17 protein-coding genes are annotated in these 17,874 nt (G+C 71.1%); 13 read left to right on the top strand and 4 right to left on the bottom strand.

What is annotated here, in order from left to right; all coding sequences use genetic code 11:
• Positions 1–223 precede the first annotated feature (223 nt).
• The 3 genes from V5F61_RS14770 to V5F61_RS14760 all read left to right on the top strand — a co-directional run bounded on the left by V5F61_RS14770 (position 224) and on the right by V5F61_RS14760 (position 4,149).
• Positions 224–2,887, top strand: a complete 2,664-nt coding sequence (locus V5F61_RS14770; RefSeq protein ID WP_393988661.1) for a carbohydrate-binding family V/XII — start codon at positions 224–226, stop codon at positions 2,885–2,887.
• Between the two features lie 222 nt (positions 2,888–3,109).
• Complete coding sequence (locus tag V5F61_RS14765; RefSeq protein WP_393988662.1) at positions 3,110–3,670, top strand: DinB family protein; 561 nt, start codon at positions 3,110–3,112, stop codon at positions 3,668–3,670.
• A gap of 200 nt (positions 3,671–3,870) precedes the next feature.
• Complete coding sequence (locus tag V5F61_RS14760; protein WP_393988663.1) at positions 3,871–4,149, top strand: hypothetical protein; 279 nt, start codon at positions 3,871–3,873, stop codon at positions 4,147–4,149.
• Positions 4,150–4,414: 265 nt separating this feature from the next.
• Here the strand turns inward: V5F61_RS14760 and ftsY are convergent, their stop codons facing one another.
• The 3 genes from ftsY to dapF all read right to left on the bottom strand — a co-directional run bounded on the left by ftsY (position 4,415) and on the right by dapF (position 8,331).
• Positions 4,415–5,995, bottom strand: a complete 1,581-nt coding sequence (ftsY, locus tag V5F61_RS21255; RefSeq protein WP_445329451.1) for a signal recognition particle-docking protein FtsY — start codon at positions 5,993–5,995, stop codon at positions 4,415–4,417.
• A gap of 201 nt (positions 5,996–6,196) precedes the next feature.
• Entirely contained in the window at positions 6,197–7,474 is a 1,278-nt protein-coding gene (mtaB, locus tag V5F61_RS14750) for a tRNA (N(6)-L-threonylcarbamoyladenosine(37)-C(2))-methylthiotransferase MtaB (protein WP_393988665.1), read from the bottom strand.
• The gene (gene dapF, locus V5F61_RS14745; RefSeq protein ID WP_393988666.1) at positions 7,474–8,331 is read right to left on the bottom strand and encodes a diaminopimelate epimerase; all 858 of its coding nucleotides are present in this window, start codon (positions 8,329–8,331) and stop codon (positions 7,474–7,476) included. The genes mtaB and dapF overlap by 1 nt, the downstream gene beginning before the upstream one ends.
• A 188-nt stretch (positions 8,332–8,519) precedes the next feature.
• Between dapF and V5F61_RS14740 the strand changes: the two genes are divergently transcribed.
• The 3 genes from V5F61_RS14740 to V5F61_RS14730 all read left to right on the top strand — a co-directional run bounded on the left by V5F61_RS14740 (position 8,520) and on the right by V5F61_RS14730 (position 10,513).
• Positions 8,520–9,242 (top strand): GyrI-like domain-containing protein, encoded by a 723-nt coding sequence (locus tag V5F61_RS14740; RefSeq protein WP_393988667.1) that lies wholly within the window; start codon positions 8,520–8,522, stop codon positions 9,240–9,242.
• A gap of 137 nt (positions 9,243–9,379) precedes the next feature.
• On the top strand, positions 9,380–9,916 hold the full coding sequence (gene thpR, locus V5F61_RS14735; RefSeq protein WP_393988668.1) for an RNA 2',3'-cyclic phosphodiesterase: 537 nt from the start codon (positions 9,380–9,382) through the stop codon (positions 9,914–9,916).
• A 192-nt stretch (positions 9,917–10,108) separates the two neighbouring features.
• Complete coding sequence (locus V5F61_RS14730; protein WP_393988669.1) at positions 10,109–10,513, top strand: YkvA family protein; 405 nt, start codon at positions 10,109–10,111, stop codon at positions 10,511–10,513.
• A 38-nt stretch (positions 10,514–10,551) separates the two neighbouring features.
• Here the strand turns inward: V5F61_RS14730 and V5F61_RS14725 are convergent, their stop codons facing one another.
• Entirely contained in the window at positions 10,552–11,529 is a 978-nt protein-coding gene (locus tag V5F61_RS14725; RefSeq protein WP_393988670.1) for an NADPH:quinone oxidoreductase family protein, read from the bottom strand.
• Positions 11,530–11,890: 361 nt separating this feature from the next.
• On the opposite strand from V5F61_RS14725, the gene V5F61_RS14720 reads away from it, so the two are divergent.
• The 7 genes from V5F61_RS14720 to V5F61_RS14690 all read left to right on the top strand — a co-directional run bounded on the left by V5F61_RS14720 (position 11,891) and on the right by V5F61_RS14690 (position 17,817).
• A complete protein-coding gene (locus V5F61_RS14720; protein ID WP_393988671.1) occupies positions 11,891–12,430 on the top strand; it encodes an invasion associated locus B family protein in 540 nt (179 codons plus the stop codon).
• Between the two features lie 101 nt (positions 12,431–12,531).
• Complete coding sequence (rlmN, locus tag V5F61_RS14715) at positions 12,532–13,776, top strand: 23S rRNA (adenine(2503)-C(2))-methyltransferase RlmN (RefSeq protein WP_393988672.1); 1,245 nt, start codon at positions 12,532–12,534, stop codon at positions 13,774–13,776.
• A 72-nt stretch (positions 13,777–13,848) separates the two neighbouring features.
• Complete coding sequence (locus V5F61_RS14710) at positions 13,849–14,232, top strand: VOC family protein (protein ID WP_393988673.1); 384 nt, start codon at positions 13,849–13,851, stop codon at positions 14,230–14,232.
• 6 nt (positions 14,233–14,238) lie between these two features.
• A complete protein-coding gene (locus V5F61_RS14705) occupies positions 14,239–14,766 on the top strand; it encodes a hypothetical protein (RefSeq protein ID WP_393988674.1) in 528 nt (175 codons plus the stop codon).
• Between the two features lie 67 nt (positions 14,767–14,833).
• Positions 14,834–15,670, top strand: a complete 837-nt coding sequence (locus V5F61_RS14700) for a chorismate mutase (protein WP_393988675.1) — start codon at positions 14,834–14,836, stop codon at positions 15,668–15,670.
• Between the two features lie 78 nt (positions 15,671–15,748).
• A complete protein-coding gene (gene hisC / locus V5F61_RS14695; protein WP_393988676.1) occupies positions 15,749–16,879 on the top strand; it encodes a histidinol-phosphate transaminase in 1,131 nt (376 codons plus the stop codon).
• The gene (locus tag V5F61_RS14690; protein WP_393988677.1) at positions 16,876–17,817 is read left to right on the top strand and encodes a prephenate/arogenate dehydrogenase family protein; all 942 of its coding nucleotides are present in this window, start codon (positions 16,876–16,878) and stop codon (positions 17,815–17,817) included. The genes hisC and V5F61_RS14690 overlap by 4 nt, the downstream gene beginning before the upstream one ends.
• Positions 17,818–17,874 lie beyond the last annotated feature (57 nt).

Below are 17,874 nucleotides of genomic sequence, written 5' to 3'. Positions count from 1 at the left end.
GCGTGGCGCATGCGATGGGTACAACGCCAAGTTGGGAGGTAAACTGAATTTGCATTGCACCGCAAGGGACCCAAAGGGGGCGCGCGGTGTCATGTCAAAACGGCTTCACCGGCCATCTTTGGGAATGAAATTGTGCTGCCTTCTCCCAGCTTGGCGGCAGACGAGAACGGACGAACATGGTACGCCTGCGCGCCCTGCGATCCGGGGTGAAGAGGACAGATCCATGACCTGGTCACCAACCCGCGGCCTGGGTGCCGCACGTGCCCGCAGCCGTCGCCCTGAGTGGCCGGTCCTGGTCGCCGCTGCCATGTTCACACTGCTCGGCGCACCGCAGGCGGGCGCCCAGCAGCCCGCCGCGGCGCCCGCCGCGAGCGCGAACGACGCCAGCGCCCCGACCCCCTGGCCGCGGACCTACGCGACCTCTGACAACGACCAGATCCAGCTCTACCAGCCCCAGATCGATGCGTGGGACGGGGACCAGATGAGCGGTCGCGCCGCCGTGGCCATCGGCTCCAAGGCGGGTGCTCCCACCTATGGCATGGTGCGCTTCACCAGCCGCGTGGCGGTGGATAAGCCCGCCGGCCTCGTCCACATCGCCAGCTTCGCCATCACCGGGGTGGAGGTGCCCACCGACCCCGGCAAGGCTGATCTTATCCGCAGCACCCTCCAGGCCCACCTGCCTCCGGAAGGGCTCACCGTGCCGCTCGACCAGCTGCAGGCGAGCTATGCCGTGAACAAGGAGCTGGCGCAGCTGAAGACCCAGCCGGTGGACAACACGCCGCCGCAGATCCTGTTCACCACCTCCAACACCGTCCAGGTGCCCGTCGCCGGGCAGCCGGTGCTGCGGCCGATCACCGGCGTGACGGGCTTCCAGCGGGTCATCAACACCCGCCCGCTCCTGCTGCTGGATCAGGCCGGCACCTACCACCTGCAGGCCGCCGGCACCTGGTATGAGGCGACCGGCCTCGACAGCAGCTGGGTGGTCACGCCCAAGCCCTCCGACGCGCTCGTCGCCGCCGCCAAGAAGGCCACGGACGAGCTGGCCGCCGCCCCCCTCCTGGGGCAGGACGGCAAGCCCGTGACGCCGCCGCCGGCCATTCTGGTGACCAGCGTGCCCACCGAGCTGATCCAGACCGAGGGCCAGCCGCAGATGCTGCCGGTGGTGGGCACCAACCTGCTCACCATGAACAATGCCGACCATGCGGTGTTCCTGGAGACCAGCACCAACACTTATTACGTCCTCATCGCCGGCCGCTGGTTCAAGGCCGCCGACCTCAAGGGGCCGTGGGCGTTCGTGCCCTCCAACGCGCTTCCGAAGGACTTCGCGAAGATCAACCCCAACGATCCGAAGGCCAACGTGCTGGTCTCGGTGGCCGGCACGCCGCAGGCGAAGGAGGCGCTCATCGCCTCCACCATCCCGCAGACGGCGACCGTGAAGCGCGACGTGCCGCTTAACGTCGTCTATGAGGGCGCCGCGCGCTTCGAGCCCATCTCCGGCACCGCGCTCGCCTATGCGGTGAACACCCCGGTGCCGGTGATCCGCTTCAACAGCCAGCGCTATTACGCGGTGGCCAACGGCATCTGGTTCGTCGCCACCTCGCCCCAGGGGCCGTGGAAGGTCACGGACGTGGTGCCGGACGCCATCTACACCATCCCCGTCTCCTCGCCGGTGCACTATGTCACCTACGTGCGCATCTACGGCAGCACGCCGGACGCGGTGGTGGTGGGCTACACGCCCGGCTACATGGGCGTGGTGCTGGGGCCCGAGGGCACCGTGGTCTACGGCACCGGCTATTCCTGCCCCGGCTATGTGGGCAGCTACTGGATCTCCTGCCCGGTCACCTACGGCCTCGGCGCCGGCTTCGCCCTCGGCGCGGCGGAAGGCTTCGCCTTCGGCTTCGCGGCCGGCTGGCCCTGGAGCACGGCGGTGGGCCCGTATTGGGGGCCCTACTGGCATCCCTGGGGCGCGGGCCCGTGGGGCGCCGCGGCGTGGGGCGCGGCGGGTGCCTGGGGGCCCGGCCCCTGGGGCGGCCACTGGGGCTACACCAACGTGAACCAGACCAACGTCTACGGCCGCTGGGGCGGCTCCGCCACGGTGAACCACGCCTGGGGCACCACCTGGAACGGCACCGACTGGGCCGGGCGTGACTGGCGCGGCACCACCGCCGGCGGCACCTCCTTCGCCGGCCGCTCGGCGGCGGCGTTCAATCCCTATTCGGGCAATTGGGCGGCGGGCCGCGAGGGGGCGCACGCCAACCCCTACACCGGCAACGAGGGCGCCTCGCGCGCCGGGGCGGTGGGCAACGCCTATACGGGCAACTGGGCGGCCGGCCGCGAGAACGTGCATGGCAACGCCTATACCGGCGCGGAGGGCGCCTCGCGCGCCGGGGCCGTCGGCAACGCCTATACGGGCAATGCCGCAGCCGGCCGTGAATCGGCGGGCTACAACCCCACCGCCGGCACCGCCCACGCCTCGCAGACCGCCGTCACCGACAACAATGGCCATGTGAACGTGGACAGCCGTGGCGTCGCCGTGGACACCCACACCAACACCGCCGCCGCCTGGAACAACGGCAACGTGATGGTGGACCATGACGGCAACGTCTACAGCCACAACGACACCGGCTGGAACCGCAACACCGGCACCGGCTGGAACCGCGTCGACAACAATGTCGACACCTCCAACCTGGACAACGAGGCGCGCGCGCGCTCCTGGGGCCAGCAGCGGGTGGACAATTTCGGCGGCGGCCAGCGTCTCGGTGGCGACGACTTCGGGGGCGGCGACCGCTTCGGCAGTGGCGGCTTCGACCGGGGCTTCGGCGGCTTTGGCGGGGGTGATCGCTTCGGCGGTGGCGGCTTCCGGGGTGGCGGCGGCTTCCGCCGCTGAGCTCCGGGCGCTGATCAAGGCACTGCCCGAGGGCATCGCCCCACCCGTGGTGCCCTGCAATCCCAGCCCGCCGCGCGGCTTAAGCCGCGCGACGGGGATCTCGCGAAGCGGCGGCGCGCATGACCGCCGTGCGGTGGCCGGCGATGCGAACCGCGTCCGCGTGCCGGCCTCTGCTTATCTGCCTGAACTTCCAGACCTCATCGTCGCCCCGGAGAGCGCGTCATGCACGAGGACCGGCCACAGGCGGATGCGGCGCAGCCCACCCTCCGCAGCTACCGGCAGCTCGCCGCCTACAACGCCTGGGCCAACGCCCGCCTCTACGATGGAGCGGCTGCGATCGGCGCGGATCTGCTTGCACGGCCCATGGGTGCGTTCTTCGGCTCCCTGATGGGCACCTTGAACCATTTGGTGGTGACGGATCGTATCTGGCTGTCCCGCCTCCTCGCCACCGGCGAGCCCCAGCCGCCGCTCGATACGGTGCTGGAGACGGACCTTTCCGCCCTGCGCGCGCTCCGCATGGCGGAGGATGCGCGCTTGGAGGCCTTCGTCGCGGGGCTCGATGCGGCGGGTCTGGACGTTCCGGTCACCTATGCCAACAGCAGCGGCCGCACTTTCACGCAGGACCGCGCCAGCGTGCTCGACCACCTGTTCAATCACCAGACCCACCACCGCGGGCAGGCGCACACGCTGCTCACCCAGCTCGGCGGGCGCGAGGCCGCGCCGTCCCTGGACCTGATCGTGTTCCAGCGAGAGCTGGCGGCGGAGCGGCTGCAGGGCCGCTGAGGCCGGGGCGGTACGCGTGCCGCAGCGGCGGCGCTTTTCCGGGAGCGGACGCGCACCTGTGGGAAGGGCGCATCGCGTCAACCTGTCGCCGGCTCAACGATCCCTGATTTATTGATCTAGATCAAAAACGCGGCCAGGATCGCGCCCATGGTCATCGTTTCCGGATGACGATTCAACATATCTTGCAAGTGGATAGTGCCATGCAGGCGGTCGCGCGCGCGTTCCTTCACGTTCCCGTAGTCGGTTGGTTCCTGAAGGACGCGATCTACGGCTTGCCGGATGCGAAATTCTATTTCGTGTTCAACCTGCTCGTCGCTTTCGGCGCTCTCGTCTACCTGTTCGGCTACCCGTTCCTCATCGTGTCCGCGCTCACCGCCACCGCCGGCATGCTGGTGTCCCTCGTGATCCTCACGGCATCGGACATGATCGGCCGCATGGGGAAGGGCCGCGCCGTCGTGGAGGCCCCCAGGGCGCGCTGAGCGCCGGGAGCATTCGGCATCCGCCGGACAGGGCGGCGTGCGCCGAGAGTTCGGGTGCAGGGCGTGGCACCATGCCTCGGCCTGAAGCCCACGCCTGAGAGGGATATCGAAAGCCCATGAGCCATGCTCATGGGCTTTCTCATGTCAGGCTTCTTCCGCGGGGGGGGGGAATGCCACCCGCGCACCCCCGAGGTCGCGGTCGCGGCGAAACGGCCCGCGCTGTCGCCGGCATCGGTCCTTGCGGGGCGCGGCGCTGCTCCGGATCTCAGTCCAGCCCGGCGATGGCGCGGGCGAAGTCACGCGCGGTGAAGGGCTGGAGGTCGTCCGCCCCCTCGCCGACGCCGATGAGGTGCACCGGCAGGCGGTGCTTGGCGGCGATGGCCACCAGGATGCCGCCGCGCGCCGTGCCGTCGAGCTTGGTCATCACGAGGCCGGTGACGCCGGCGATGCGGGTGAAGGCCTCCACCTGGGACAGGGCGTTCTGGCCCACGGTGGCGTCGAGCACCAGCAGCACCGCGTGGGGCGCGGAGGGCTCCAGCTTCTTCACCACGCGCACGATCTTCTCCAGCTCGGCCATCAGCTCGGTGCGGTTCTGCAGCCGGCCGGCGGTGTCGATGAGCAGGATGTCCGCGCCCTCGGCCCGCGCCTCGGTGAGGGCGTCGTGGGCGACGCCGGCGGCGTCCGCCCCCGGTTCCTTGGCGATGACGCGGGTGCCGGTGCGCTGGCCCCACACCTTGAGCTGGTCGATGGCTGCGGCGCGGAAGGTGTCGCCGGCGGCCAGCACCACCTTCTTGCCCTCGTGCCGCCACTGGGCGGCGAGCTTGCCGATGGTGGTGGTCTTGCCCGATCCGTTCACCCCCACCATGAGCACCACGAACGGGCGGTGCTTGTGGTCCACCACCAGGGGCTTGGCCACCGGCTCCAGGATGCGCTCCACCTCGGCCGCGATGAGGCCCTTGACCTCGTCGGGGGAGATCATCTTGTCGTGCCGGCCCTTGCCCACGGCCTCCACGATCCGCATGGCGGTCTCCACGCCCAGGTCGGCGCGGATGAGCACGTCCTCCAGATCCTCCAGCGTCTCGGCGTCCAGCTTGCGCTTGGAGACGAGGTCGGTGATGCCCTGGCCGAGGCTCGATGCCGTGCGCGCCAGCCCGGAGGCGAGGCGGGACCAGAAGCCCTTGCGAGGCGCGGGCGCGGCGGGTTCCGCCTGGGCCGGAAGCGCGGCCAGGTCTTCCACGACCTCGGGCTCCGGGCCGCTTTCCTCGGACGGTGGCGCCGGTGTCGTGGAAGCCGGGAGCACAGCTTCGGGGGAGGGGGCTCCGGCGGCCGCGGGCTCCATCGTGGGGGGCGACGCCGTGGCCGCTGATGCGTCCGGCGGGGCGATGTCGGTGTCTTGTGACGCCAGCGTCCCTGTCACGGTGGCTTCAAGCACCGGCTCCGCCGCGGAGGCTGGCTGCCTTGCCGCCTCGGCCTCCTGTTGACGCTCCGTCGCAGCGGGTGTCGCGGGGGTCGGCGCCGTGGCGGCGGCCGCTTCCGGCGGCACGAGGCCGGCGTCCCGCGAGGCCCGCGGCTCTGTCGCGGGACTTTCACGCGCCGGTTCCGCCGCGGGAGCCGGCTGGGCCTCATCCCGCGGCTCCACCGCGGCGGGCGCCGTCGGGGGTTCGGAATGTGGTTCGGGGGTGGCGGAGACGGGTTGTGCCGCGGGCGTCGCTGCGTCGTCCCAGGCGCCCGTCGCGGCGAATTGGGTTTCGTCCGCCGCTGCAGCTGCCGTCGAGGGTTCCGCCGGTGTGGGGGCTTCGCCCGCAGTTTCCCCGCTTGTGGCCTGGCCGGGCTCGGACGGCGCCATCGGCGTGTCCGCGCCGGGAGCGCCCTCGGGCGCGGCCGCTTGGTCCGGGGTCGTTCCGGCCTCGTCCGGGCGGCCCCTCAGCCAGCCCCAGAAGCCGCGCTTCTTCTTCGGCGCGTCCGGGCCCTGCGCCGGGTTCGGGTCGTTGGAGTCCTGCGGGGGGGCCTCTTGGCTCATGGGGTAACGCCGTTCCTTCGGATGGGATCAGGCCGCGAGCAGGCGCGTGCCGTCGTGGCCGGCGATGCGCACCTCCGCCAGCGTGCCGCGCGTGAGCGGCCGGGCGAGGCGCACCGGGGTGAAATGCTCCGTATGCCCGCGCCCGCCGGCTTCCACCAGCACGGCGCGTCGGCGGCCCACCTCGCCGGCGAGGTGGCCATGCAGCAGGCGGGCGCCGAGGGCGCGCAGGCGCGCGGCGCGCTCCGCCACCTCGGCGCCGGGCACCTGGGGCATGCGCGCCGCCGGCGTGCCGGGGCGGGCGGAGTAGGGGAAGGCGTGGACGAAGGCGATGCCCGCCTCTTCCAGGAACGCGAGGGTGTTGCGGAACTGGCCCTCGGTCTCGGTGGGGAAGCCGGCGATGATGTCGGCCCCCAGAACCACGTCCGGCCGCAGCCGGCGCAGGGTGGCGATGAAGGCGAGCGCCTCGGCGCCGGTGTGGCGGCGCTTCATGCGCTTCAGCACCAGGTCATCTCCGGACTGGAGCGAGAGGTGCAGGTGGGGCATCAGGCGCGGCTCCTCCGCGAGGGCGGACAGCAGATCGGCGTCCGCCTCCACCGCGTCGAGGGAGGACAGGCGCAGCCGCTCCAGCCGGGGCACCTCGCGCAGCACCGCGCGCACCAGCCGGCCGAGGCCGGGGCGCCCCGGCAGGCCGGCGCCGTAGGAGGTGAGGTCCACTCCCGTGAGCACCACCTCGCGGTGGCCGCTCTCCACCAGCCGGCGCACCTGCGCCACCACGGCGCCCATGGGCACCGAGCGCGAGGGGCCCCGGCCGAAAGGGATGATGCAGAAGGTGCAGCGATGGTCGCAGCCGTTCTGCACCTCCACGAAGGCGCGGGTGTGCCCGGCGAAGGCGTCGGCGAGATGGGGGGTCGCCTCCCGCACGGCCGAGATGTCCTGCACCTGCACCCGCGCCTCGGCGGCAAGGCCGAAGTCGAGCGTGGCGCGGGTCGCGCTCCAGGTGGCGGGCGCGGCCTTGGCGGCATTGCCGAGCACGAGGTCCACCTCGGCCATGTCGGCGAAGGTCTCGGGCTCGGTCTGGGCGGCGCAGCCGGTGACCACGATGCGCAGGTCCGGGTCGGCGCGGCGGGCGCGGCGGATGGCCTGGCGCGCCTGGCGTACGGCCTCCCCGGTCACGGCGCAGGTATTCACCACCAGCGTGCGCGAGAGGCCGGCGTCGGTGGCGGCGCGCAGCAGGCCGTCGCTTTCCAGGGCATTGAGCCGGCAGCCGAAGGTCTCGACCCGCACGGGCCCGTCGCCCTGCGCCATCAGCCGGCCTCCCCGAGCATGGCGGGGGTGAGGGCGCCTTCGAACTCGAATTCCACCGGCCCGGTCATCAGCACGTGGTCGTCGCCCGCGCGCCAGGAGATGGAGAGGTCGCCGCCGGGCAGGCGCACCCGCGCCGCGCGCCCCGTGCGCCCGGTGCGGGCGGCGCTGACGGCGGTGGCGCAGCCGGCCGTTCCGCAGGCGCGCGTGCGGCCGGCGCCGCGCTCCCACACATGGAGCAGGATGTCGTCCGGTCCCTTCAGGCTGGCGAAGGAGATGTTGGCGCGCTCGGGAAACAGGGGGTGGCGCTCCAGCGCGGCGCCGAGACCCTCCACGTCCACCGCGTCCGCGTCGGGCACGAAGAAGACAGCGTGGGGATTGCCCATGCTCACGAGGCTCGCCGGGCCGAGCGCCTCGAAGCCGGGCACCATGACGGCGGCGGTGTCGCCCACGTCGTGGGAGAGGGGGATCTCCTTCCAGCCGAGGCGCGGGGGGCCCATGTCCACGGTCACGGTGCCGTCTTCATGCACCCGGCAGTCCAGCAGGCCGGCCTCGCTCTCGAACAGGATGTGGCGGGCGCCGGTGCGCCGGGCCTCGTGGGCGGCGATGCAGCGGGTGCCGTTGCCGCAGGCGGCGGAGAGGGAGCCGTCGCTGTTGAGGATGCGCACGAAGGCGGCGGTGTCGTCCCGGCGGGGCGGGTGGAGCACCATGGCCTGGTCGAACGGCAGCACGCCGGGGCGCGCCAGCGCGCGGGCCTCGGCGGCGGTCACCTCCGCCGCGGTGTCGCGCAGGTCGAGCACCAGGATCTCGTTGCCGAGACCGTTCATCTTGACGAAGGGGCGATGGGCGAGCGCGGGCATGGGCTTTCGGCCGCCCGTCCGGGGCCGGCGGGCATCAGGGAGTGTCGACCGCACGTATATGGCGCCGAACGGCGCCGGGCGCCACCCCCCGCGCGCCGCAGGCCGGCCGCACTGTGGCCTCCAAGATGCCGAGGATCATGGTAGAAACTGCACCGTTGCCGGGCGTTCGCTGCCGGCACGGAGGACGGATGATGTCGGCTCGCGCGGCGCAGGGCGCCCCTGTTACCAAGATGATGTTCGGCGCCCTCCGGCGCCCGGCGGCCCTGCTGGCGCTCGCCCTCGCGGCGCTGCCGCTCGTCCTCGCGCCGCCGGCGCAGGCCCAGCAGCCCGCTCCGGCCCAGCCCGCCGCGCCTGCGCCCGCGCAGCCGAAGGATGATGCCCTCACCCCGCCGCCCGTGGTGGACCCCAAGCCGGTGGAGACGACGCCGATCGCGCCGCCCTCCGCGGCCTTCATTCCCGAGGAGCTGACCCTCGCCCCGGTGCCGGTGCTCGCCCTCTCCGGCCACGCCACCTGGGAGGAGGCTTACGACAAGCTCGTGGCCACCATGAAGGCCCTGGACAAGGAACTTTCCCGCCTCGGCCTCGCCCGCGCCGGCGACGCCATGGTGGTCTACACCGCCAGCGACGACCTCGGCTTCGATTTCGAGGCCCAGCTGCCGTTCTCCGGCACGACCACGCAGAAGCCGGACGGCAGCATGAAGCTCGGCGGCTCCTATGCCGGCAAGGTTTTGCAGTTTTCCCATTCCGGCTCCTTCGCCGACATGGACAACACCTACGAGCAGATCGCCAACTATCTCGACGAGAAGAACATCACCGCGGACGAGCTCTATGTGGAACGTTACCGCACCGACCTTGCCGCGACCGCACCCGACGCGCTGAAGATCGACATCCTCGTGCCGGTGCCGAAGTAGGGCCGGGGGGCGCCGCCTCCCGGCTCGCCGGCCGCGATGTGCATGGCGCATGGCGGCCGCATTCTCGCGCTTTCCTCGCGGGCGCGAATCTCCTTTGATGCGCGTAGGGTCGTACCCAGGTAAAAGCGGAGGCCATCGTGCCGCGCCTGTTCACCGCCATCGAGATCCCGCCGGACGTGGGCCAGGGCCTCTCCTTCCTGAGGGGCGGCCTTTCCGGGGCGCGCTGGATCGATCCTGAAAACTACCACGTGACGCTGCGCTTCATCGGTGACGTGGACGACGCCACCGGCCGCGACATCATGGAGATGCTCGCCGCCGTGCGGCGACCGGCCTTCGACCTGATGCTCCAGGGGCTTGACCAGTTCGGCGGGCGCAAGCCGCGCTCGCTGTTCGCGGCGGTGAAGGCTACGCCCGCCCTGGTGGAGCTGCAGGCCGAGCAGGAGCGCATCCTCCAGCGCCTGGGCCTGGGCGCCGAGGGCCGCAACTTCCGCCCGCATGTCACCCTCGCCCGCCTGCGCGACGCCTCCAGCCGGCAGGTGGCGGACTATCTCGCCCTGCGCGGGCCCTATCGCAGCGCGGTGTTCCACGTGCCGCGCTTCGTCCTGTTCTCGTCGCGGGATTCGGTGGGCGGCGGGCCTTACCTCGTGGAGGCGGCCTATCCTCTCCTCGTGTGAGGCGGGGAGAGTCCCAGTTTGGAAATGCTATTAATTGGCCGTCGCAACGCATGTTGATGTTGCGCCGCGGCGCAGAATTCATTTTCCTGACACAGGACAAGTTTCAAATGTCATCAGGTCGTCGGCGCAGTGGAGCGCGCGGTGTCCGCGCTGAATCTTGCGAGACCGATGGCCGTGACCGGGTTGCGAGCCATGACGACGTCTTCCAATACCGCTCAGTTCGCCGCTCTTGAATGGAGCATCCTGAATGGTGCCGACGGGGCGGGCGCGACGAAGAATGAGGCCCGTGTCCGCCACGGCTTCTGGAAGAAGCTGAAGCGGCAGGCCACCTACGTGCCTTTTGCCGAGGAGGCGACCGCGGCCTATTTCGCCGCCCTCGACCGCAACACGCCCATGAAGGTGCGGGCCACCCTGCTGGCCGCGCTCGCCTATTTCGTGCTGCCGGTGGATGCGTTGCCGGACGTATTCCCCGTCATCGGCTTCACCGATGACGCGGCGGTGCTGATGGCGGCCATGCGCCTCATCTCCGACCACATCAAGCCGCACCACCACGTGGCCGCCCGAGACGCGCTCGACGACATGCGCGGCCGGGCCTGACGCACGGGGTGCCGCCCGGCCCCGCGCAGTTGCCGGGCTCAGCGGGTGGTAAGCACCACCTTGCCCTTCACCCGACGGCCGGCGATCTCGCCGATGGCATCGGCGCAGCGCTGCAGCGGGAAGGTCTGGTCCACATGGGCCGAGATGCGCCCGTCGCGCGCGTGGCCGACCAGATCCTGGATGGTGTCCCTCAGCCATTTCGGATCGGCATTGGCCTTGGCGCCGAAGGCGACGCCGCGGGCATCGCAATTCTTCAGCAGCAGCAGGTTGAACGGGATCTTCGGGATGGCGCCGGCGGCGAAGCCCACCACCATGAAGCGCCCCTCCCAGCCCAGCGCCCGCAGCGCCGGTTCCGCATAGTCGCCGCCCACGGGGTCATAGACCATGTCGAGCCCGCGCGGGCCGGCGAAGGCTTTCAGGCCAGCCTTGAGGTCTTCCGCGCTGTAGTCGAGCCCCGCGTCCGCCCCGTGGGCGCGGGCGAAGGCCACCTTTTCCGGAGAGGAGGCGCAGGCGATGACGCGGGCGCCGAGGATCTTGCCGAGTTCCACCGCCGCCAGCCCCACCCCGCCGGAGGCGCCGAGCACGGCGAGGGTCTCTCCGGCCTTCAAATTTCCGCGATCCTGCAGGGCGTAGGCGGCGGTCCCGTAGGTCACGATGAGGCCGGCCGCCTTCACGAGGTCAAGATCATCGGGCACACGGGCGAGGAACTCGGCCGCCACCTTCACTTTCTCGCGCGCGGCGCCGGAGGTCATGTAGCCGCACACGCGGTCGCCGATGGAAAAGCCCTCGACGCCCGCGCCCAGGGCCGCCACATGGCCGGCGAACTCGGCGCCCGGCGAGAACGGCAGCGGCGGCTTCACCTGGTAGAGATCGCGGATGATCAGCGTGTCGAAGAAGTTGAGGCCGATGGCCGCGACCTCCACCACCACTTCGCCCGGTCCCGGCACGGGATCGGGCAGGTCCACCACCTCGAGGGCTTCCGGTGGCCCATGACGCACGCACAGAACCGCCTTCATGGCTCACGCCTCCCGCATCGGCCGCGCCCGCTCACCATTGCTTTACCCTTTCGCAAAGGGCGGACGGATAGTGTGGCCCGCCGCAGCATGTGGCGCCTGAGCGCGGGACGTTTCTGGTCTTGCTGGATTGGCGCCATGAAGTGGCGGGACACGCAAGGTCCCCGTGCCCTGATTCCCGGGACCAGGTTCGAGTTTTGCACACATTGAGGTGAGCGCGGCCGTCGGTTTAAGAAAAGGCAAGGCATGCCTGCCATCCTTGCCGGGACCGCCTCGATCGCTCACGCGGCACACAGGCTCACCCCTCAGTTTCGCCAGCCCGCACCGCCAGGAGGGATGCGGGCCGCAACGACAAGGAGAAGCTATGGCACCCCGTCGTGTCCGTCCGACGCGCCTTTCCACGCGCTCCCTGGCGCTTTTCGGCGCCTTCCTCTGCGCGGCCGTCGCGACCCCCGCTTTGGCGCAGGGGCAGTCGAAGCCCATCGCCCAGTTCGGCGACTGGAGCGTCTATGCGTCCACCTCGACGCCCAAGGTCTGCTATGCCATCTCCCAGCCCAAGACCCGCCTGCCGGTGGGGCTGAGCCGTGATCCCGCCTATTTCTTCGTCTCCACCCGGCCGGGCGAGAACGTGAAGAACGAGGTGAGCATCACCATGGGCTTCCCGCTGAAGGACGGCTCGGACGCGACCCTCTCCGTGGGCTCGTTCACGCTCCAGCTCTACACCAAGGACAAGGGCGCCTGGGTGCGCAACGTGGCCGACGAGACCAAGCTCGTGGACGCCATGCGCAAGGGCAAGGACCTCACCGTGGTGAGCACCTCGGTGAAGGGCAACCAGACCACCGACAAATACTCCCTCTCCGGCATCGGCCAGGCGCTGGACCGCGCCACCCAGGAGTGCAAGTAGCCGGCGCTCCGCCGCGGCGGCGCCCCAATCGGCTGGTTGAAGACGTCTCCCGCCCGCCGTGCCTGTGGAAAGGCGCGGCGGGAACGCTTATGTGTGACGTCATGACCAGCGCTTCCGACACCGTATCCGCCCCTGCCGCCCCCTGCGCCCCTTCCGGTGCCGACGAGGGCCGGCCGGCGCTGCCCTCGCTCGTGGGTCTCGACCGGGCGAAGCTCGCCGGGGCGCTGGCCGCCATCGGCGTGCCCGAGCGCGAGCAGCGCATGCGCGTCAACCAGCTCTGGCACTGGATCTACCTGCGCGGCGCCACCCATTTCGAGGAGATGACCAACGTCTCCAAGCACCTGCGCGCCCGCCTCGAGGAGCGCTTCACGCTGGCGCGGCCCGAGATCGTGATGGAGCAGGTCTCTCAGGACGGCACCCGCAAGTGGCTGCTGCGCTTCCCCGCCGACCAGCCCGGCGAGAAGCCCCACGACATCGAGACCGTCTACATCCCCGAGAGCGACCGCGGCACGCTCTGCGTCTCCAGCCAGGTGGGCTGCACCCTCAATTGCGCCTTCTGCCACACCGGTACCCAGCGTCTGGTACGTAACCTTACCGCCGCCGAGATCGTGTCCCAGGTGATGGTGGCGCGCGACCGGCTGGGCGACTATCCCGGCCGTGATCGCGCGGTGGCCCCCGGCCTGCCCACCGAGGGCGACCGCCTCGTCACCAACATCGTCTTCATGGGCATGGGCGAGCCGCTCTATGCCTATGACAGCGTGAAGGAAGCCATCGAGATCCTGTCCGACGGCGACGGGCTCGGCCTCGGCAAGCGGCGCATCACGGTGTCCACCTCGGGCGTGGTGCCGGAGATCGAGCGGCTGGGCGCGGAGGTGGGGCCCATGCTCGCCATCTCCCTCCACGCTGTGCGCGACGACCTGCGCGACGTGCTGGTGCCCATCAACAAGAAGTATCCCATCAAGGTGCTGATGGAGGCCTGCCGCACCTATCCGGCCGCCTCCAACGCCAAGCGCATCACCTTCGAGTACGTGATGCTGAAGGGCGTGAACGATTCGCCCGCCGATGCGCGCGCCCTGGTGAAGCTGCTGGAAGGGGTGCCGGCCAAGATCAACCTCATCCCCTTCAACCCCTGGCCGGGCACGCAATACGAATGCTCCGACTGGGACACCATCGAGCGCTTCTCGGACATCGTGTTCCGCGCCGGCTACGCGAGCCCGGTGCGCACCCCGCGCGGGCGGGACATCCTGGCCGCCTGCGGGCAGCTCAAGAGCGAGAGCGAGAAGCTCTCCGCCCGTGAGCGCCTCGCCTACCGCGCCATGGCCGCCTCCGCCGAAGCGGCGGAATAAGCCGGGCCGCGCCGAAGCGGCGAAGTCATCCAGGTGCGCCGCGCGTCTGCGGTGCGGCCGAAGGAGGGGCACATGCTGGACCATGTGGGCATCACCGTCGCCGACCTGGAGCGCGCGCGCTCTTTCTATCGCGCCGCCCTGGCGCCGCTGGGGCTCTCCATCGCCATGGAGGTGAGCGCGGCCGAAACCGGCGGCCACGCCGCCATCGGCTTCGGCGCCGGCAAGCCGGAGTTCTGGATCTCCGGCGGAGCGGGGCGTGCCGTGCCCCTGCACGTGGCCTTCACCGCGCCGGACCGGGCGGCGGTGGACGCGTTCCATCGGGCGGCGCTCGCTGCCGGCGGGCGCGACAATGGCGCGCCGGGCCTGCGGCCCCATTACCACTCCGACTATTACGCCGCCTTCGTGCTGGGCCCCGACGGCACCAATGTGGAAGCCGTCTGCCACCGGCCGGCATGAGGCGCCATGGATCCCGTGGATTCCCTCGTCCGCCTTCTCCTGCGCCTGATCCTGGTGCCGCTCGGCTATCTCTGCGCGGTGCTGGCGGGTGCGGCGGTGATCCTCGTCGGCGAATGGCGCATCGGCACCCTGTTCGATACGCCGCAGCCGGAGGAGGCGGCGCTGGGGCTGGTGGTGGCCGTGGTGGCGGCGGGCACGCTGGTGGCGCTGCTGGTGTCGGCCATGTGGCTGGTGGCGGCGGCGGGCATCCTGTTCTCCGAGCTGTTCGCGGTGCGCTCCTGGATGTTCCATGCCGCCAACGGCGCGGTTTCCGCCTGGATCGGCGCGCAGATGCTCGCATCGGACGCTCAGGCGAACGCGGTGGTGCACGATCCCTTCTACGTGGCGGCTGCGGGCCTTGCCGGGGGGCTGGCCTACTGGCTGGTCGCCGGGTGCACCGCCGGCTTCTTCAAGCCGGTGCTGCGCCGTCCCGCGGAGCGCGCCGCCCGCCTGCCGCCGCCGGAACCTCCGCCCCCGCCGCCCGGCGCGGCCTGAGGGACGCCAACAATCCTTTGATTCTCGCCGCCGTTCCCGCTAAGCCTGCCCGCGAGCCGGCCAGATCATGACACATCCTTTCGCATCCCCCTCCCTCGCCGACCTGCGCGCCGAGATCGACCGCATCGACGAGACCATGCATCGCCTCCTGATGGAGCGCAGCGAGATCATCGACCGGCTGGTGCGCGTGAAGCGTACCCAGGGCGCCGAGGGCGGTTCCGCTTTCCGTCCTGCCCGCGAGGCGGACATGATGCGCCGGCTGGTGGAACGCCACCACGGCCTTCTGCCCCTCGACACGGTGGAGAGCATCTGGCGCGTCATCATCGCCACCTTCACCTATGTGCAGGCGCCTTACGCCGTCCACGCCGACCTTGCCGTGGGCGAGCCGGCCATGCGCGACAGCGCGCGCTTCCACTTCGGATTCACCGTGCCGTTCGTGCCGCACATGGGCGCGAGCGGGGTGATCGAGGCGGTGGCCGCCTCGCGCGGGGATCTCGGCCTGCTGCCCGCCACCGTGGGCGCCACCCCCTGGTGGACCGCCCTCGAGGCCGATGGCGCGCCGAAGATCATCGCTCGCCTGCCGTTCGTGGAGCGGGCGGACCACCCCGCCGCGCTGCCGGTGTTCGTGGTGTCCCATCCCATTCTCGACGCCGCGGTGACCGAGGTGCGCGTGCATTCGGTGCGCGTTTCCGGCTGGAGCGCGCGGGCGGGCCATGCCCTGCCGGCCTTCGCCGAGACGCTGATCGCCCCCGACGACGCCCTCGACGGCGCGGCGCTGCTGGTCTCGCTGCCGCCCGGCCGCGGCATCGCAGAGGTGCTCGCCGCCCTGGAGGGTGCCGGAGCCGGCATCCGCGGCGTGCGCGAGGTGGGCAGCCACGCCGCCGTCCACCAAGTGCAATCGTGACCTGAAAGCGTGATATGGCTCCCGCGCGACGGCCCTTTCGTGGGCCGTCGGCCGAGACGAGTCCTGGAGTTCCCTGAAATGTCCCCCGTGCTGACCGACCCCGCCGCGCCCTCCCGTCCGCAGCCACGCCCCGGCGTGCTCCAGATCGAGGCTTATGTGCCGGGCAAGAGCCATGCGCCGGGGGTGGAGAAGGTGTTCAAGCTCTCCTCCAACGAGACCCCGCTCGGCCCCAGCGCGAAGGCGGTGGAGGCGTTCGCCACCGCCGCCGGCAACCTGCAGGACTACCCCGACGGCTCGGCCCACCTGCTGCGCGAGGCCATCGCCCGCGCCGAGGGCCTCGACGCCGCGCGCATCATCTGCGGCGCCGGTTCGGACGAGCTGCTGAACCTCGTGGCCCACACCTTCGTGGGGGATGGCGACGAGGTGATCTTCTCCCAGCACGGCTTCCTCGTGTACCGCATCGCCACGCTGGCGGCCGGCGGCGTGCCGGTGGTGGCGCCGGAAGTCGACCTGACTACCGATGTCGACGCCATCCTCGCCAGGGTGAGCGCGCGCACGCGGGTGGTGTTCGTCGCCAATCCCAACAATCCCACCGGCACCTACCTGCCCTTCAGCGAGGTGCGCCGCCTGCACGCCGGTCTGCCGCCCAACGTGCTGCTCGTGCTCGACGCGGCCTATGCCGAATATGTCCGCCGCAACGATTTCGAGACCGGGCTCGAACTGGCCCTCTCGGCCGAGAACGTGCTGATGACCCGCACCTTCTCCAAGATCCACGGCCTCGCGGCGCTGCGCATCGGCTGGGCGGTGGGCCCGGCCCCCGTCATCGACGCCATGAACCGGGTGCGCGGGCCCTTCAACATGAACGCGCCGGCCCTGCTCGCGGGCGCCGCCGCCATCGCCGACGCCGCCCATGTGGAGCGCTCGGTGGCCCATAATGCCCAGTGGCTGCCCTGGCTCACCGCCGAGATCGAGAAGCTCGGCCTCAACGTGACGCCCTCGGTCGCCAACTTCCTGCTCATCCATTTCCCGCCGGTGCCGGGCCGCACGGCGAAGGAGGCGGACGCCTTCCTCACCCGCCGCGGCCTGATCCTGCGCTCGGTGGCATCCTACGGCCTGCCCGACGCCCTGCGCATGACGGTGGGCACGGAGGAGGCGAACCTGAAGGTGGTCGCCGCGCTCAAGGACTTCCTGGAAGGAAAGCCGGCGTGAGCGCCCCCCTGGTGCAGCGCCTCGCTGTCATCGGCGCCGGCCTCATCGGCTCGTCGGTGGCCCGCGCGGCGCGCGAGAAGGGCCTCGCGCAGGCCGTCGTGGTGTCCGACCGCGACGCGGCCGTGCGCCGCCGGGTGGCGGAGCTGGGCTTCGCCCATGAGGTTGCGGAAAGCGCCGCGGAGGCCGCGCGCGAGGCTGATATCGTCATCGCCTGCGTGCCGGTCGGCGCCTCCCGCGCGGTGGCGGCCGAGGTGGGGCCGGAGCTGAAGGCCGGTGCCATCCTGTCCGATGTCGGTTCCGTGAAGGGCGCGGTGGTGGAGGCCATGGCGCCCCATGTGCCGCCCCATGCCCATCTGGTGCCGGCCCATCCGGTGGCGGGCACGGAATTCTCCGGGCCCGATGCCGGCTTCGCCAGCCTGTTCGAGAACCGCTGGTGCATCGTCACCCCGCCCGCCGGCGCCGATCCGGAGGCGGTGGAGCGGCTTGCGGCCCTGTGGCGGGGCATGGGCGCGAACGTGGAGTTCATGAGCGCCCAGCACCACGACCTGGTGCTCGCCATCACCTCCCACGTGCCCCACCTCATCGCCTACAATATCGTGGGCACGGCGGCGGAGCTGGAGGAGACCCTGGCCTCGGAGGTCATCAAGTTCTCCGCCGGCGGCTTCCGCGACTTCACCCGCATCGCCTCGTCGGACCCCACCATGTGGCGCGACGTGTTCCTCTACAATCGCGAGGCGGTGCTGGAGATGCTCGGCCGCTTCACGGAGGACCTCACCGCCCTCCAGCGCGCCATCCGCTACGGCGACGGCGACACGCTGTTCGCGCACTTCACCCGCACCCGGGCCATCCGCCGCTCCATCATCGAGCAGGGGCAGGAGACCGCCGCGCCCGACTTCGGCCGCCGTGCTGCGGAGAAGCCCAAGCACGAGCAGAGCTGACCGCGCGCCGGCCCGCGCAGAGAGGCAGGCCGCGCCCGGCACCCGAGCGCGGCTTTT

The sequence above is a fragment of the Xanthobacter sediminis genome (assembly GCF_043195015.1).
Classification (GTDB): domain Bacteria; phylum Pseudomonadota; class Alphaproteobacteria; order Rhizobiales; family Xanthobacteraceae; genus Xanthobacter.
This window is presented reverse-complemented; position numbering and strand designations above follow the sequence as displayed.

What these genes read in the sequence shown, in the direction of transcription:
- V5F61_RS14770 (WP_393988661.1), top strand. Translation starts at nt 224, where the DNA reads ATGACCTGGTCACCAACCCGCGGCCTGGGTGCCGCACGTGCCCGCAGC.
- V5F61_RS14765 (WP_393988662.1), top strand. Translation starts at nt 3,110, where the DNA reads ATGCACGAGGACCGGCCACAGGCGGATGCGGCGCAGCCCACCCTCCGC.
- V5F61_RS14760 (WP_393988663.1), top strand. Translation starts at nt 3,871, where the DNA reads ATGCAGGCGGTCGCGCGCGCGTTCCTTCACGTTCCCGTAGTCGGTTGG.
- ftsY (WP_445329451.1), bottom strand. Translation starts at nt 5,995, where the DNA reads ATGGCGCCGTCCGAGCCCGGCCAGGCCACAAGCGGGGAAACTGCGGGC.
- mtaB (WP_393988665.1), bottom strand. Translation starts at nt 7,474, where the DNA reads ATGGCGCAGGGCGACGGGCCCGTGCGGGTCGAGACCTTCGGCTGCCGG.
- dapF (WP_393988666.1), bottom strand. Translation starts at nt 8,331, where the DNA reads ATGCCCGCGCTCGCCCATCGCCCCTTCGTCAAGATGAACGGTCTCGGC.
- V5F61_RS14740 (WP_393988667.1), top strand. Translation starts at nt 8,520, where the DNA reads ATGATGTCGGCTCGCGCGGCGCAGGGCGCCCCTGTTACCAAGATGATG.
- V5F61_RS14730 (WP_393988669.1), top strand. Translation starts at nt 10,109, where the DNA reads ATGACGACGTCTTCCAATACCGCTCAGTTCGCCGCTCTTGAATGGAGC.
- V5F61_RS14725 (WP_393988670.1), bottom strand. Translation starts at nt 11,529, where the DNA reads ATGAAGGCGGTTCTGTGCGTGCGTCATGGGCCACCGGAAGCCCTCGAG.
- V5F61_RS14720 (WP_393988671.1), top strand. Translation starts at nt 11,891, where the DNA reads ATGGCACCCCGTCGTGTCCGTCCGACGCGCCTTTCCACGCGCTCCCTG.
- rlmN (WP_393988672.1), top strand. Translation starts at nt 12,532, where the DNA reads ATGACCAGCGCTTCCGACACCGTATCCGCCCCTGCCGCCCCCTGCGCC.
- V5F61_RS14710 (WP_393988673.1), top strand. Translation starts at nt 13,849, where the DNA reads ATGCTGGACCATGTGGGCATCACCGTCGCCGACCTGGAGCGCGCGCGC.
- V5F61_RS14705 (WP_393988674.1), top strand. Translation starts at nt 14,239, where the DNA reads ATGGATCCCGTGGATTCCCTCGTCCGCCTTCTCCTGCGCCTGATCCTG.
- V5F61_RS14700 (WP_393988675.1), top strand. Translation starts at nt 14,834, where the DNA reads ATGACACATCCTTTCGCATCCCCCTCCCTCGCCGACCTGCGCGCCGAG.
- hisC (WP_393988676.1), top strand. Translation starts at nt 15,749, where the DNA reads ATGTCCCCCGTGCTGACCGACCCCGCCGCGCCCTCCCGTCCGCAGCCA.